The following is a 14,097-nucleotide window of genomic DNA, read 5'->3' as shown; positions in this document are numbered from 1 at the left end:
GGATCACTCGCGATCGGACATCACTGCCCCGGTCACAACACAAGGAGAAGCACATGCGCAAGACCCACTACGCGATGGCCGCCATGGCCGCCGCAGCGGCCCTGACCCTGACCGCATGCGGCGGCGGCTCGGGAGACGACGGCGGAGACGGCGACAAGGTCAAGATCGGCATCAAGTTCGACCAGCCGGGTCTGGGCTTCAAGGACGGCAACGATTACAAGGGCTTCGACGTCGATGTCGCCAAGTATGTCGCCAACGAGCTGGGCTACGACGAGAAGAACATCGAGTTCGTCTCGGCACCCTCGGCGAACCGCGAAACCATGCTGCAGAACAACCAGGTCGACATGATTGTCGCCACCTATTCCATCACCGATGAGCGGGAGAAGGTCGTCGACTTCGCGGGACCGTACTTCATCGCCGGCCAGGACCTGCTGGTGAAGAAGGACAGCGGGATCACCTCCCCCGAAGACCTCAACGGCAAGAACCTGTGCTCTGTCACCGGATCCACCTCGGCACGGAAGGTGAAAGACAAGTACGCCAAGAAGGTCAACCTTCAGGAACTTCCGGGTTACGCGGAATGCGTGACCCAGATGGAAGGCGGCACGATCGACGCGGTGACCACCGATGACATCATCCTCGCCGGCCTGGCCGCCCAGCCGGCGTACCAGGGCAAGTTCGAAATCGTGGGTAAGCCCTTCACCGAAGAGAAGTACGGTGTCGGCATCCCCAAGGGTTCGGATAAGTGCGAGGACATCAACAAGGCGATCTCCAAGATGATCGATTCCGGTGACTGGAAGAAGGCACTGGATGCGAACACGGAGGGCACCGGCTACGAGCCCAACGCCAAGCTGAACCCGCCGACGCCGGATCACTGCTCCTAGCAGCTCCCGGGGACACCCTTCCGGTTCCTACCGGAACATCCCCCCATACCGGGTGGGGCCCACGGCCCCACCCGGTAGCCCGCCCCACGGTGCCGCACCTCCGCGGCAACCCAGATAGAGGCAGACAGTGGATAATTACCTTTCAATTTTCACGGAGTACAACATCCCCGGCGCGCTGTGGGTCAACATTGAGTTGACCTTCTTCGCAGCGATCGGTTCCCTGATCCTGGGCACCCTTCTGGCCATGATGCGGATCTCCCCCGTGGCCAGCTTCGCGGCAATCGGCACCTCCTATGTCAACGTCATCCGTAATACCCCGCTGACGATCATCATCCTGTTCGGGGTTTTGGCGCTGAACGGGCAGCTGGGCCTTGACCTCGGTGGAGGGTTCCAGGAGAACTTCTTCCGCCTGGCGATCATGAGCCTGGCGATCTACCACGCAGCCTTCGTCTGCGAGGCGATCCGCTCGGGCGTGAACACCGTCCCGCAGGGGCAGGCCGAGGCGGCCAGAGCCATCGGGTTGGGCTTCATGCCCGCGGCCCGTATGGTCATCCTGCCGCAGGCCTTCCGCGGGGCAATTGTCCCCTTGGGCAACGTGTTGATTGCCCTGATCAAGAACTCCACCGTCGCCGCCGTCGGTTCGGTGTCCATTGAGGCCTCCGCGACCATGAACGCCATCCTCGACGTCCGGGCCGACATCGTCATCCCGGTCTTCCTGACCTTCGCAGCCGGCTTCGTGATCATCGTGATCCCTGTCGGCCTGCTAACCACCTGGCTCTCCAAGAAACTGGCGGTGTCCCAATGAGCGCATCCGTACTGTTCGACGCGCCGGGCCCCAAGTCTCGGCGCAACATTCTCATCATCAACATCATCGGTGCCCTCGCCATCCTGGCGCTTCTGTGGTGGATGATTTCAGGTCTGGCGTCCAAGGGGCAGATGGCCCCCGATAAATGGGATGATTTCCTCGAAGCCAATACCTGGATGGACTATCTGCTTCCCGGTCTGGCCAACACGCTGAAAGCAGCGGCCCTCGCGATCGTCGGTTCGGTGGTCTTCGGCCTACTCTTTGGCATCGGACGGATCTCGAAGAACCCGCTGATCAATGTGTTCTGCTCCATTATCGTGGAGTTCTTCCGCGCGGTTCCCGTGCTGCTGATGATCCTGTTCTTCAACATCTTCTTCTCACGTACCCTGCAGATGAATGACAGCGCCCTGTGGGCCGTGGTCGCGGCACTGGTGTTCTACAACGGTTCGGTGGTCGCCGAGCTGATCCGCTCCGGCGTCCACAACCTGCCCAAGGGGCAGCGTGAAGCCGGCACCGCGATTGGCCTCACGGCAGGACAGTGCCTGCGCATCGTGGAGATCCCCCAGGCGTTGGTGGCCATGCTCCCGGCGCTGATCGGCCAGTTCGTGGTCATCTTGAAGGACTCCGCCCTGGGCTACATCATCAGCTTCAACGAGCTGCTCTTCTACGGCAGGACCTATTCCTCGCCCAACGGCAACGTCCTCCAGGCCCTGATCGTGGTTGCTGCCGTCTTCATCGTCATCAACTTCACGCTTTCCAAGATCGCCACGATCGTTTCCCGCAGGCTCTCCAGCCGCGGCGAATCGAAGACCAAGCCCGGAGCCACGGCCCTGGTCGGCGGTCCGGCAGGGCTGGAGAACGTTGAGGCCGGTGGCGCTGCGGCGAAGCCAACCAAACCCTGACCTCATAGCCGTGGAAGCGGCGAAAGACGAACGGCCCCGGACACCTTCACTGGTGTCCGGGGCCGTTCGTCTTTGAGGAAAACGTCGGCCCTTTACGCGGCAGATCTAGGAGCTCAGCCACCGGAGTAGTGCCTCATGGCAGTCGCGGATGGCTTGCCCGGTGACATGTTCGTCATCGGAATGGGCCAGCAGCGCGTCGCCCGGCCCGAAGTTCACTGCTGGAATCCCCAATTCGGAGAACCGTGCGACGTCCGTCCACCCATACTTCGGCTTCGGTTCGGCACCCACGGTGGCCACGAAAGCGGCCGCGGCAGGATGGTTCAACCCGGGCTTGGCTCCCGGGGCGCCGTCGGTGCGTTCGATTTCGTAACCCTCAAGGAGTTCACGGACATGGGCTTCCGCCTCAGCGATGCCCTTATCCGGGGCGAAACGATAGTTGATCTCGACTTCGGCGGCATCGGGGATAACGTTTCCCGCAACACCACCGGTGATCCTCACCGCATTCAGTGATTCGCGGAAGGCCAGCCCATCGACGTCCACGGTGGCCGGCTGGTACTCCTGCAAGCGGGACAGCACGTCGGCGAGGTCATGAATGGCGTTATGCCCCATCCACGCGCGCGCCGAATGGGCCGCGGTGCCGCGGGTGCGCAGGAGGAAACGCGTTGTGCCGTTGCAGCCGCCTTCCACCGTGCCGTTCGTCGGTTCCAGCAGGATCGCGAAGTCGGCTTCGAGTAAGTGCGGCGCATTTCGCAGCAGACGACCCAGCCCCGATTTGGAGGCTTCGACCTCTTCATGGTCGTAGAAGATAAAGGTAATGTCCCGATTCGGTTCGATCAGTTGTGCGGCGATCGCCAGTTGGACCGCCACCCCACCTTTCATATCGGTGGCACCACGTCCGAACAAGATGTTCCCGTCCCATTGGGCAGGCACCGTTCCGCGGGAGCCCGGTGTGGTGGGCAACGGGACGGTATCCAGGTGTCCGGCCAGGACGACCCGTTCGGCGCGGCCCAGCTCCGTGCGGGCCACAAGAGAGTCCCCGTCGCGGTGGACACTGAGATGGCCCAGGGCGCGCAAGTAATCTTCCACGGCGTCGGCGATCGCCCGTTCATTTCCCGATACGGACTCGATGTCCATCAGCGCCTGCGTCAGCAGGGCCACGTCTGAGCCGTCAGGCAAAGGTGCGGAGGAGGTTGCTGGGGCAGGCACGGCGTTATGTTCACTCACGGATCCAGCCTATAGCCTGTCCTCCCGGCTACGATGGGTGGCATGACTTCTACTACGGCCCAGCCCGGTTCTGCCCTGAACGACTCCGCCGCCCCGGTACGCATCGCTTCCGGGTCAGGCCTAGCCACCATCGCATCCGACGGCACCGTGCTGGACGTTTGGTTCCCCGCCCCCACCTTGACCGCTTTGGAGAAGGCACCTCGTCTCTCCGGGGAACTGGCCGCCGTGGCGACCGAGGACGCCGATCGTGGTACCAGGCAGGAAGTTGTGGAACTGGAGATCAACCTCGACGTTGCTCCTGCCGATACTGCCGATGTGTGGTTGCGACTGCACCTGATCTCCCACCGTCTGGCAGCTCCGAACAGCATCAACCTGGACGGGATCTTCGGCTTCCTGGCCAACGTTGTGTGGACGAACTTCGGCCCGTGCCCGGTGGAGGACTTCGAGAGCATCCGCTTGCGTCTGCGCCGCCGCGGGGCGGTCATCGTGCAGGGCGTGGATAAGTTCCCCCGCATGGTGGACTACGTCCTTCCCTCCGGTGTGCGGATTGCCGACGCGGATCGAGTCCGTCTCGGGGCCCACCTGGCCGAAGGAACCACGGTCATGCACGAGGGTTTCGTCAACTTCAATGCCGGCACCCTGGGTTCCTCCATGGTCGAGGGCCGCATTTCCGCCTCCGTGGTGGTCGGCAACGGCTCCGATGTTGGAGGAGGCGCCTCCATCATGGGGACCCTTTCCGGCGGCGGCAAGGAGAGGATCACCATCGGAGAACGTGTGCTCCTCGGCGCCAACTCGGGTGTCGGGATTTCCGTCGGTGACGACTGCGTCGTCGAGGCCGGACTCTACGTCACCGCCGGCACCCGGGTGCTCCTGGACGGTAAGAACGTCAAGGCCCGCGAACTCTCCGGCGTTCCGAACCTGCTTTTCCGCCGTAATTCCACCAGCGGTGCGGTCGAAGTCCTGGCCCGTGAAGGCCAGAGCGTGGAATTGAATTCCGCGCTCCATGCCAACTGACCTCACGGACAGCGTCTTCTCGCTGTCCACCCAGTCCCCGGGGCCCCATAAGGGCTCCGGGCCCCAGCAGCGTCGTCATCGGGGGCTGCGCGCCTTCATGGCCATCGTGTTGGGGGTCGGTGTGGTCTCCGGAGGCGTCTATGTCGCCTCACGTTTCCTCGATCAACAGGAAACCCTGATTCGGCCACACTGCACAGCAGCCGTCGGGCCGGACCAACATCGGCTCGACCCCGAACAGGCCCGTAATGCAGCACTGATTTCCGCGGTGGCCGTACGGCGCGGCATGCCGGCCCGTGCCGCCACCATCGGTATTGCCACGTCGGTTCAGGAATCGAAATTACGCAATATCGACTACGGCGACCAGGCAGGCCCCGACTCACGGGGGCTGTTCCAACAACGCCCATCGCAGGGCTGGGGCACCGAGGAACAGATCATGGATCCGCTCTACTCCGCTAACCGGTTCTACCAGGAGCTGGAGACGTTCGATTATCGCTCGCTGCCGGTGACCGAGGCCGCACAGAAGGTCCAACGCAGTGCCTTTCCGCAAGCCTATGCCGACCATGAGCCCGAGGGCAGGGCCTACGCCTCGGCTCTGACCGGGCATTCCCCCGCTGCGTTGAACTGCGTTCTACGTCGCCCCACCGCGGCAGGGGATGTGGCGGCTACTTCGGCGCAGCTCACCGCAGCCTTCGGGGACCTCCCCGTCTCGGCAGGCGCCCATAGTTTGACTGTTTCGGCCGCCCAGGAACGCGGCTGGGCGGTGGCCCAATGGGCGGTCGCCAACGCCTCTGAACACCAGATCATCTCGGTCAGCAATTCGGGGTTGTTATGGAATCGCGCCGAACACCAATGGGTTCCTGGCACCACCGGAAAATCACAGGTGGTCATTACCTTCGCCGACGCCGCACCCTAGGCTGTCGTCCCCTCATCGGTTCAGAGCAGGAAACGGATCACCGGCTCCAGGAAACTGCGGTAGAGCTCGGCGTCGCGTGCCAGATCCTGGTTGAGGATCACGGTGTCCGGGTCCACGAACCAGGCTCGTTGTTCTGACAAGGGTAGTTCCACCAGTTTGAGCTCCATCGGCTTCGGCCGTCGTGGTAGTTTTCTCGCCCGGTCGATGATCATTTCCTCCAACAGGCTCCGGCGACCGCTGGCATGATGATCGGAACTGACCTCGCGGTATTCGTCCATCCGGGCGCGGCTCCAGCTGAGTGCGGCACCATAGTGTGCCTGCAACAGGTGCTGAAGGGTCGGGGAATCGGCGAAACCTGGAAACAGTGGTGGGCAAAACAATTCGTCGTCATCCGGGTCGTGCAGAAGAACCCGACGCCACCAGTCATGCCATTCCTGCCGCAGCTCTGCTGCCGGCGGACCGGAGACCTCCGCTGCCGCTGTGGCTTTGACGCGAGGGGCCAGCGGAGCGATATCCGGTGGGCCCGGGTGTTCGATGCCCGCCAAATCACGAAAATACAAGGCCAGCAGCATCTGCCCATGGCTTTGCGCCGTGACCTGCCACCCGTCCCCACGGTACTCATACATGCCGGTCGTCCTTACTCAGCGAACCCCCTTCCAGAATAGGCCTGTGTCAAGATTCCCGGTAGCATCCGAAGCAAAAAGCGGCCGCTCCCCCAGTAGGGAAGCGACCGCCTCGACGATTCGAACTGTCCGGGCTAGAAAGCCGGGTAGTTGCGCTCGCCTTCGCCCACATAGAGCTGGCGCGGGCGCCCGATCTTCAGGCCTGGCTCCTGGATCATTTCGCGCCACTGGGCGATCCAACCGGGCAGCCGGCCGATCGCGAAGAGCACGGTGAACATCTTCTCCGGGAAACCCATGGCCTTGTAGATCAGACCCGTGTAGAAGTCGACGTTCGGGTAGAGCTTGCGCTCGATGAAGTAGTCGTCTTCGAGGGCCCGCTCCTCCAAGCGCATCGCAATGTCCAAGAGCTCGTCGTTGCCGCCGAGCTTGTTCAGGATGTCGTGTGCGGTGGACTTGATGATCTTCGCGCGCGGGTCGTAGTTCTTGTAGACACGGTGTCCGAAGCCCATCAGCCGGACCCCGTCTTCCTTGTTCTTGACCTTCTCCATGTAGTCCTCGGGCTTGATGCCCTCGGCCTGGATGCCACGCAGCATCTTCAGCACTGCCTCGTTCGCCCCGCCATGTGCCGGGCCGAAGAGGGCGTTGATACCGGCTGAGATGGAAGCGAACATGTTCGCGTTCGAGGACCCGACCAGGCGGACCGTGGAGGTCGAGCAGTTCTGCTCGTGGTCGGCATGCAGGATCAGCAACTGGTCCAGCGCCTTGACCAGGTCAGGATCCAGATCGTATGGTTCGGCGGCGATGCCGAAGTTCAGCCGCATGAAGTTCTCCACGAGGTTCATGGAGTTATCCGGGTACAACAGCGCCTGGCCAACCGACTTCTTATGGGCGTACGCGGCGATGACCGGGACCTTGGCCAACAGGCGGATGGTGGAGAGCTCGACCTGGTCCTCGTCAAAGGGGTCCAGCGAATCCTGGTACCAGGTCGACAATGCTGAAACGGCAGATGAGAGCACCGGCATCGGGTGGGCATCACGGGGGAAACCACCAAAGAAGCCCTTGAGCTCCTCGTGCAGCATCGTATGGCGACGGATTTTCTGGTCGAACTCTTCCAACTCGCTGGCCGAGGGCAGGTTGCCGTAGATCAACAGGTACGACGTCTCGAGGAAGCTGGACTGCTGGGCGAGCTGCTCGATCGGGTATCCGCGGTACCGCAAGATCCCCGCGTCGCCGTCAATGTAGGTGATGGCGGACTTGGTAGCCGCCGTGTTCATGAAACCGGGATCATAGGTGACGTTCCCGGTGTCCTTGAGGAGCTTGGCGACATCGAATCCGTCGTTGCCCTCGGAGGCTGGCACCACCGGGAGCTCGAGGTCATGTCCGGCAAACGCCAAGCGAGCGGAGTTATTATCCGTCATGGTTTCTCCTTAACCGGAGTACATAGTTGTACTAACAAGCAGTAATCAGGTCTCACGCTACCGCTCCGGAGGTACCGGAAACTAATCAAGAGGGGCTGAGCGCGAACCCGCGGCCGCGTTCAGCCGGTTTGCGGCGGCACGGACCCTCTCGTCGCTGGCCGTCAGCGCGATCCGCACGTAACCGTTGCCGGCTTCGCCGTAGAACGTTCCGGGTCCTGCGAGGATCCCCAGATCCGCCAGTCGTCCGATCGTGGTCCAGGTGTCCTGCCCCGCAGTGCCCCACAGGTAGAGTCCCGCTTCGGAGTGCTCGATCCTCAACCCGAACGACTCTAGAGCAGGCACGAGAAGCTGCCGGCGGTGACGGTAGCGCTCCTTTTGCTCGCCCACATGGGCGTCGTCCCCGAGGGCAACTCGCATCGCTTCCTGCACCGGATGCGGCACGATCATTCCGGCATGTTTGCGTGAGTTGATCAGATGCGGCATGAGTTCTGGTGCACCGGCGACGAAAGCCGCCCGGTAGCCAGCCAGGTTGGACTGTTTAGACAACGAATACACCGACAACAAACCGCGATGATCTCCGCCACTGACCCGGTCGTCGAGAACGCCCGGGATGCAGATTCCGTCCCAGGCTCCCCACCCCAGTTCCGCGTAGCACTCGTCCGAAGCGACGACAGCGCCGAGGGCGCGGGCCTGGGCCACCAACCCGGCCAGCGAATCGACGCTGCGCACGATCCCCGTCGGATTCCCGGGCGAGTTCACCCAGACGAGCTTCACCCGGGAGCGCACCGCGGGGTCCAAGGTGTCCAGGTCATCGGCTGTGACGGCTTCGGCTCCAGCTAGCTGGGCACCGATGTCATAGGTCGGGTAAGCCACGGTGGGGCGGACGACGACGTCTCCCGCACCCAGCCCCAACAACAGCGGCAGCCAAGCCACCAGTTCCTTGGAGCCGACAGTGGGCATGATGTTGGACGGGTCCAGCCCGGTGGTGTTCCGACGCCGGGCATACCAATCGGCGATCGCCTGACGCAGGCCTTCGGTTCCGTGGGTGGTCGGATACCCGGGAGCGTCAGCGGCTTCGGCCAACGCCTGTTGGACGAGCCCGGGGGTGGGATCCACCGGGGTGCCGATCGAGAGGTTCACGATGCCTTCGGGGTGCTGAAGAGCCCGCTCTTTGTAGGGGGCCAGCGAGTCCCACGGGTAGTCAGGGAGGATCAGCACGGGTTCAGATACCGGGCTGCGGGGGCAGGGCGGCGATGATGGGGTGGTCGGTGTGCGTGTTGCCGACCTTGGCGGCTCCACCCGGGGACCCCAACTCGTCGAAAAATTCGACGTTGGCCTTGTAATACTCGGCCCATTCTTCCGGGGTGTCGTCCTCGTAGTAGATCGCTTCCACGGGACACACCGGTTCGCAGGCGCCACAGTCCACACACTCATCCGGGTGGATGTAGAGCGAGCGTTCCCCCTCGTAGATGCAATCGACTGGACATTCCTCAACGCAGGCTTTGTCCTTCACGTCTACACACGGCTGAGCGATGATGTAGGTCACTGTACCTAGGGCCTTCCTTTGCTGTTCGCCTCGACTCCGCGGGGCGCCCGCAGGCACCACCGGCTTCCAGCTTAGTCCCCCTGACCTCTCGGATCGAAGGCGAGGCCAGCATTCGAGATTACGATGAGGCCATGACCGCCGACTTTTTCGACACCTTGGCCCCTGGTGAACGCATCGTCATCAGGTACCGGATCACGGGGCGGGCCGCTTCGCCGGACGAAGACCCAGCCGCTGCCCCCACCCCCGACGGGCCGCAACACAGCGACTCAATCGGTGACTTCGTGTCGCTGGAAGACGGTTGGTTGACCGTACGAACCCGGACCGGGCCGGTCACGGTGGAACATTCCACGGTCACCCATGCCAAGCGCGTTCCCCCGGCACCTCAGCGCCGCGGCGGCCGGCGGGTCTAACGCACGCCGTCGTCCTCCTGCTCGGCGGGCAGTTGGCGCATGCGCGGCAGCGGGGAGAGCACCAACGGCAGGGTGGCCAGGGCGCTGCCTCCAACCCCGATCCAGAGGGCAGCCGAGATGCCGAGTACTTCACCGAATAAGCCGGCCAGCAACGAGGCAATCGGCATGATCCCCCAAACGATGAAGCGGATCGAAGCGTTCATACGCCCCAGCAAGCGTGGTGGGCAAATCTTCTGCCGCATACTGACCTGAATGATGTTATAGACGAGCACACCGGCCGTCAGAACAAACATCGAGCAGGCCAGGATCGCGAACGACGGGCGGAGGCCGCCGGCGAGAATGGACAACGGGAATCCCGACATGCCCACAGCCGTCAGCAGCGTACCAATCACAAGCGACGGGCCCTCCCCCGCCTTGGCTGCCACCCAGGGCGTCAGTGAAGCCGCCAGCAGCCCGCCAACGGCACCCGCCGAATAGATCAACCCGAGCTCGACCGTGTTCAGACTCAACGTACGCAGGACCAGGATCGGCAGCAGCGTAAAGATGATGGTGCTGAAGAAGTTCATGATCCCGGTGGTCGCGGCAATCGGGCCGATCAGCCGGTGCCGGACAACATAGCCCAGGCCCTCCTTGATTTCGGTGACCAGTCGGGCATCGGGGTGGCGCACCGCGGGCCGTTCATCGTCGCGGACCCGCCAGAGGCAGAGCGCCGACACCAGATAACCGATGGCTTGTCCGACGAAAAGCAGGGGTGCGGTCAGCACTGCCAATAAAGCGCCTCCGGCCGCCGGGCCGGCCAACCGGGAGATCTGACCGCTGATCTCTAATTTGGCGTTGGCCTCGGAGATCTGATCACGGTGGACCAGTGCCGGGATATAGGACTGGTAGGAAACGTCAAAGAAGACGTTGGCTATCCCGATGATTGCGGCAATGACCCACAGATGCCAGATATGTAGCAGTCCGGGGTACCACAGCAGTGGAATGGCCAGCATGGCAGCGGCCCGGACGAGGTCGGCGCGGACCATGATCCGTCGTTTGAAGAACCGGTCGACCCAGGCACCGACCGGGAGGCCAACGATCAGGAAGGCGGCAGTGTTCGCCGCATTGAGGACGCCGACTTCCCATTCGGAAGCGTGCAGCAGCGTGACGGCAAGCACCGGCATGGCGACCGTGCCGAGTTGTGCGCCGAACTGGCTCAATGTCTGGCCGAGCCAGAACACCAAGAAGTTCCCTTCCCGACGCAAAGGCGTCTGGGGCGGTGGCGGAGGTTGGATATTGGACGGGTCGGCCACCCCACTGGCCTGTTGATTACCGTCCGGAGCCGAATGAGACTGGGGCCCAGGAGAGGTCATAAAAACCTTGCTATGTGATTTGATGATGTCAATCAGTGCAGTTATTTATCGTATGCTGAACATATGGCATCAGATGAAGAGCTGCAAGCACGGGCGAGGGCGTTGAGCTCCCCGATCCGCCTGAGAATCCTGCGTTTATGTCTACATAAGTCCCGAACGAATAAGGAAATCGCCGACCTTTTGGAGATTAATCCGGCGACCTCGTTGCACCATGTGCGGACGTTGTTGGGGACCGGGTTCCTCGAATCCGAAGAGCCCCGTCGGGGCAAGCGCGGGGCAAAGGAAGTGCCGTATCGCAGCACCCGGATGTCTTGGGGCACGAAATTGCCCGACGCCGCTCCCGTGCTCCTCGAGACGTTTCTCCAGGAGATCAACGGCCTGGCTCCCGACGAAATCCAGGTGATGCGGGTGGGGCTGAAATTGACGGAGGCCGATCAGCGCGAGCTACTCTCACGGATCAAGGATGTTATTTCCGATTACGCGCTGCGCCCCTCCGACGATGAGGGCGTGGCGACGTCTCTCTTCGTCGCCCACCATTTGGACCAGACCGCCAACTGATTCAATGCCGCGGCCCGAGCTCGGTGTCCCGCCGGCTGCCTAGCGACGCCGGGCGCTCAGCCCGCCGGCGGTGATCAGCAGCGCAACCACCGTGGAGGCTGCGATCCCATAGGTCCATATCGCTGCGGCCAGGGCAGGCCCTGGCAGCGTTTCGTGGCTGGACCACCCGATCAGCAGGTGGTTATGTGCATCCAGACTGGCCCAGGCAACCAGCCCATAGGTGATCAGCCCGCAGACTGCTGCAGCCCAAATTTTTTCGGCATACAGTCCGGCAACGGTGGCGAGGCTTCCCGCCAGAAGTAGTGCCAGCACAGCACCCCACGGCAGGGGTGTCTCCCCCGCATAGTAGATCTGCCCGTGCAGCAGCGTGCCGAAGACAGCAGCCAGCACCCCCGCCACAATGGCGACGAGGGTGCCGGTGATCACCGGCGTGAACCGGCGTGTCGTTTGATCAGGCGCGGGCACGTGAGCGGGAAGCCTTACCGCGCTCGCTGGAGTTGAGGATGACCTTGCGGATACGGATGGCATCCGGGGTGACCTCAACACACTCGTCTTCGCGGGCGAACTCGAGCGACTCCTCCAGCGTCAGGTGGCGTGGCGGTGTGAGGTTTTCGAAGGAGTCCGAGGAAGCGGCACGCATATTGGTGAGCTTCTTTTCCTTCGTGATGTTCACCTCCATGTCATCGGCGCGGGAGTTCTCTCCGACGATCATGCCTTCGTAGACCTCAGAGGTCGGCTGGACGAAGAACGAGCCACGCTCCTGCAAGTTGATCATCGCGAACGGGGTCACGACGCCTGCACGGTCAGCGATCATCGAGCCGTTGTTCCGGTATTCGATATCGCCGGTCCAGGCCTCGTAGCCGTCGGCCATGGATGAGGCGATGCCTGCACCACGGGTATCGGTCATGAACCGGGTGCGGAAGCCGATCAGGCCACGGGCGGGAACGGTGAATTCCAACCGGACCCAGCCGGTTCCGTGGTTGGCCATGTTGATCATGCGGCCCTTACGGCCGGCCAGGAGCTGGGTGACGTTGCCCAGGTATTCCTCGGGGACGTCGATGGTCATCAGTTCCATCGGCTCGTGGATCTTGCCATCCACGGTCCGAGTGACGACCTGCGGCTTGCCAACCGTTAGTTCGAAGCCTTCGCGGCGCATCTGCTCGACCAGAATCGCCAGAGCGAGTTCGCCACGGCCCTGAACCTCCCAGGAGTCCGGACGTGCGGTCGGCAGAACCTTGAGCGACACGTTGCCAACGAGTTCCTTATCCAGACGGTCCTTGACCTGGCGGGCGGTGACCTTGGCCCCCTTGACCTTTCCGGCCAACGGCGAGGTGTTGATGCCGATGGTCATGGAGATCGCGGGATCGTCGATGGTGATCAACGGCAGCGGCTTGGGGTTCTCCACGTCGGTGAGCGTCTCGCCGATCATGATGTCCTCGATGCCGGCGACGGCGACGATCTCGCCCGGTCCGGCTTCTGCTGCGGCCACACGGCCGAGGCCCTTGGTGGCCAGCAGTTCGGTGATCTTCACGGTCTTCAGCTGGCCGTCCTGGCGGGCCCAGGCAACATGGTCGCCCTTGCGCAAGGTGCCGTTGAAGACGCGCATCAGGGCCAGACGTCCAAGGAACGGCGAGGCGTCGAGGTTGGTGACGTGGGCCTGCAGGACTTCACCGGGGGTGTACGTCGGGGCCGGAACGTGTTCCATGATGGTGGCGAACAGCGGCTCGAGGTCTTCGCTGTCCGGCAAGGATCCGTCTTCTGGCTGGATCTTCGAGGCACGGCCTGCCTTGCCTGAGGCGTAGACGACGGGCACGTTCAACACGGAGTCGAGATCCAGATCCGGAACTTCCTCAGCGAGGTCCGAGGCCAGGCCCAGCAGCAGGTCCATGGAGTCGGAGACGACACCGTCGATCCGGGCGTCGGGACGGTCGGTCTTGTTCACGACCAGGATGACCGGAAGCTTTGCCGTCAGGGCCTTACGCAGCACGAAACGCGTCTGGGGCAGCGGGCCTTCCGAGGCATCCACGAGCAGGACGACACCGTCGACCATGGACAGTCCACGCTCGACCTCGCCACCGAAGTCGGCGTGGCCGGGGGTGTCGATCACGTTGATGGTGACGTCGTGGCCGTTGGCGGCGGGGCCGGAGTAGAACACCGTGGTGTTCTTGGCCAAGATGGTGATGCCCTTCTCGCGTTCGAGCTCGCCGGAGTCCATCACGCGTTCCGTGGTGTCGCCATGCGAGGAGAAGGCGCCGGTCTGCGACAACATGGCATCGACCATCGTGGTCTTTCCATGGTCGACGTGGGCGACGATGGCGACGTTGCGAAGATCCTCGCGAGTAGCGCTAGTGGTTCCCGGGGAAAGATCTGACATGCGTAAAGGCTCGCTTCAAGTTGATGTTTTTTGGGTCGAAGACGTGGGGCCACGGCTGACCCAATAGACCAGTCTAG

15 protein-coding genes are annotated in these 14,097 nt (G+C 62.9%); 7 read left to right on the top strand and 8 right to left on the bottom strand.

The window, feature by feature from the left end; all coding sequences use genetic code 11:
* Positions 1 to 53: 53 nt before the first annotated feature.
* The 3 genes from FM101_RS11165 to FM101_RS11155 all read left to right on the top strand — a co-directional run bounded on the left by FM101_RS11165 (position 54) and on the right by FM101_RS11155 (position 2,588).
* Entirely contained in the window at positions 54 to 881 is an 828-nt protein-coding gene (locus FM101_RS11165; protein WP_086999603.1) for a glutamate ABC transporter substrate-binding protein, read from the top strand.
* 127 nt (positions 882 to 1,008) lie between these two features.
* Positions 1,009 to 1,686 carry an amino acid ABC transporter permease gene (locus FM101_RS11160; RefSeq protein ID WP_086999601.1) on the top strand — a complete coding sequence of 226 codons (678 nt, stop codon included), beginning with the start codon at positions 1,009 to 1,011 and terminating at the stop codon, positions 1,684 to 1,686.
* Positions 1,683 to 2,588, top strand: a complete 906-nt coding sequence (locus FM101_RS11155; protein WP_086999600.1) for an amino acid ABC transporter permease — start codon at positions 1,683 to 1,685, stop codon at positions 2,586 to 2,588. Before FM101_RS11160 ends, FM101_RS11155 begins: the two co-directional genes overlap by 4 nt.
* Before the next feature lie 105 nt (positions 2,589 to 2,693).
* On the opposite strand, the gene dapE is transcribed toward FM101_RS11155, so the two are convergent.
* Positions 2,694 to 3,812 (bottom strand): succinyl-diaminopimelate desuccinylase, encoded by a 1,119-nt coding sequence (dapE, locus tag FM101_RS11150; RefSeq protein ID WP_428844161.1) that lies wholly within the window; start codon positions 3,810 to 3,812, stop codon positions 2,694 to 2,696.
* Positions 3,813 to 3,854: 42 nt separating this feature from the next.
* On the opposite strand from dapE, the gene dapD reads away from it, so the two are divergent.
* A complete protein-coding gene (gene dapD / locus FM101_RS11145; protein ID WP_087000033.1) occupies positions 3,855 to 4,826 on the top strand; it encodes a 2,3,4,5-tetrahydropyridine-2,6-dicarboxylate N-succinyltransferase in 972 nt (323 codons plus the stop codon).
* A gap of 97 nt (positions 4,827 to 4,923) precedes the next feature.
* Entirely contained in the window at positions 4,924 to 5,739 is an 816-nt protein-coding gene (locus FM101_RS11140) for a hypothetical protein (protein WP_087000031.1), read from the top strand.
* Between the two features lie 20 nt (positions 5,740 to 5,759).
* Here FM101_RS11140 and FM101_RS11135 read toward each other — a convergent pair whose 3' ends face one another.
* The 4 genes from FM101_RS11135 to fdxA form a co-directional block, all read right to left on the bottom strand.
* Complete coding sequence (locus tag FM101_RS11135; RefSeq protein ID WP_086999598.1) at positions 5,760 to 6,365, bottom strand: hypothetical protein; 606 nt, start codon at positions 6,363 to 6,365, stop codon at positions 5,760 to 5,762.
* Positions 6,366 to 6,496: 131 nt separating this feature from the next.
* Complete coding sequence (locus tag FM101_RS11130) at positions 6,497 to 7,780, bottom strand: citrate synthase (protein WP_086999596.1); 1,284 nt, start codon at positions 7,778 to 7,780, stop codon at positions 6,497 to 6,499.
* A gap of 81 nt (positions 7,781 to 7,861) precedes the next feature.
* A complete protein-coding gene (dapC, locus tag FM101_RS11125) occupies positions 7,862 to 8,998 on the bottom strand; it encodes a succinyldiaminopimelate transaminase (RefSeq protein WP_179204308.1) in 1,137 nt (378 codons plus the stop codon).
* A 4-nt stretch (positions 8,999 to 9,002) separates the two neighbouring features.
* The gene (fdxA, locus tag FM101_RS15760) at positions 9,003 to 9,326 is read right to left on the bottom strand and encodes a ferredoxin (RefSeq protein WP_179204307.1); all 324 of its coding nucleotides are present in this window, start codon (positions 9,324 to 9,326) and stop codon (positions 9,003 to 9,005) included.
* 131 nt (positions 9,327 to 9,457) lie between these two features.
* Here fdxA and FM101_RS11120 point away from each other — a divergent pair, with 131 nt between their 5' ends.
* The gene (locus FM101_RS11120; RefSeq protein ID WP_086999594.1) at positions 9,458 to 9,736 is read left to right on the top strand and encodes a hypothetical protein; all 279 of its coding nucleotides are present in this window, start codon (positions 9,458 to 9,460) and stop codon (positions 9,734 to 9,736) included.
* Here the strand turns inward: FM101_RS11120 and FM101_RS11115 are convergent.
* A complete protein-coding gene (locus tag FM101_RS11115) occupies positions 9,733 to 11,028 on the bottom strand; it encodes an MFS transporter (protein WP_256382357.1) in 1,296 nt (431 codons plus the stop codon). The two genes, FM101_RS11120 and FM101_RS11115, sit on opposite strands and share 4 nt — an antisense overlap.
* A gap of 123 nt (positions 11,029 to 11,151) precedes the next feature.
* On the opposite strand from FM101_RS11115, the gene FM101_RS11110 reads away from it, so the two are divergent.
* On the top strand, positions 11,152 to 11,646 hold the full coding sequence (locus FM101_RS11110; RefSeq protein WP_086999590.1) for an ArsR/SmtB family transcription factor: 495 nt from the start codon (positions 11,152 to 11,154) through the stop codon (positions 11,644 to 11,646).
* 39 nt (positions 11,647 to 11,685) lie between these two features.
* Here the strand turns inward: FM101_RS11110 and FM101_RS11105 are convergent, their stop codons facing one another.
* Both FM101_RS11105 and typA read right to left on the bottom strand, forming a co-directional pair.
* A complete protein-coding gene (locus tag FM101_RS11105; protein WP_086999589.1) occupies positions 11,686 to 12,111 on the bottom strand; it encodes a hypothetical protein in 426 nt (141 codons plus the stop codon).
* A complete protein-coding gene (typA, locus tag FM101_RS11100; protein WP_086999587.1) occupies positions 12,098 to 14,020 on the bottom strand; it encodes a translational GTPase TypA in 1,923 nt (640 codons plus the stop codon). Before typA ends, FM101_RS11105 begins: the two co-directional genes overlap by 14 nt.
* Positions 14,021 to 14,097: the final 77 nt, after the last annotated feature.

The organism is Arthrobacter rhombi (assembly GCF_900163545.1).
Lineage (GTDB): Bacteria > Actinomycetota > Actinomycetes > Actinomycetales > Micrococcaceae > Arthrobacter_H > Arthrobacter_H rhombi_A.
Note: the sequence above shows the minus strand (reverse complement) of the source record. Positions and strands in the feature narration are given on the sequence as shown.

Excerpts from the sequence above, each read along its gene's own strand:
- FM101_RS11165 (WP_086999603.1), top strand. The coding sequence starts at position 54 with ATGCGCAAGACCCACTACGCGATGGCCGCCATGGCCGCCGCAGCGGCC.
- FM101_RS11155 (WP_086999600.1), top strand. The coding sequence starts at position 1,683 with ATGAGCGCATCCGTACTGTTCGACGCGCCGGGCCCCAAGTCTCGGCGC.
- dapD (WP_087000033.1), top strand. The coding sequence starts at position 3,855 with ATGACTTCTACTACGGCCCAGCCCGGTTCTGCCCTGAACGACTCCGCC.
- FM101_RS11140 (WP_087000031.1), top strand. The coding sequence starts at position 4,924 with ATGGCCATCGTGTTGGGGGTCGGTGTGGTCTCCGGAGGCGTCTATGTC.
- FM101_RS11135 (WP_086999598.1), bottom strand. The coding sequence starts at position 6,365 with ATGTATGAGTACCGTGGGGACGGGTGGCAGGTCACGGCGCAAAGCCAT.
- FM101_RS11130 (WP_086999596.1), bottom strand. The coding sequence starts at position 7,780 with ATGACGGATAATAACTCCGCTCGCTTGGCGTTTGCCGGACATGACCTC.
- FM101_RS11120 (WP_086999594.1), top strand. The coding sequence starts at position 9,458 with ATGACCGCCGACTTTTTCGACACCTTGGCCCCTGGTGAACGCATCGTC.
- FM101_RS11110 (WP_086999590.1), top strand. The coding sequence starts at position 11,152 with ATGGCATCAGATGAAGAGCTGCAAGCACGGGCGAGGGCGTTGAGCTCC.
- typA (WP_086999587.1), bottom strand. The coding sequence starts at position 14,020 with ATGTCAGATCTTTCCCCGGGAACCACTAGCGCTACTCGCGAGGATCTT.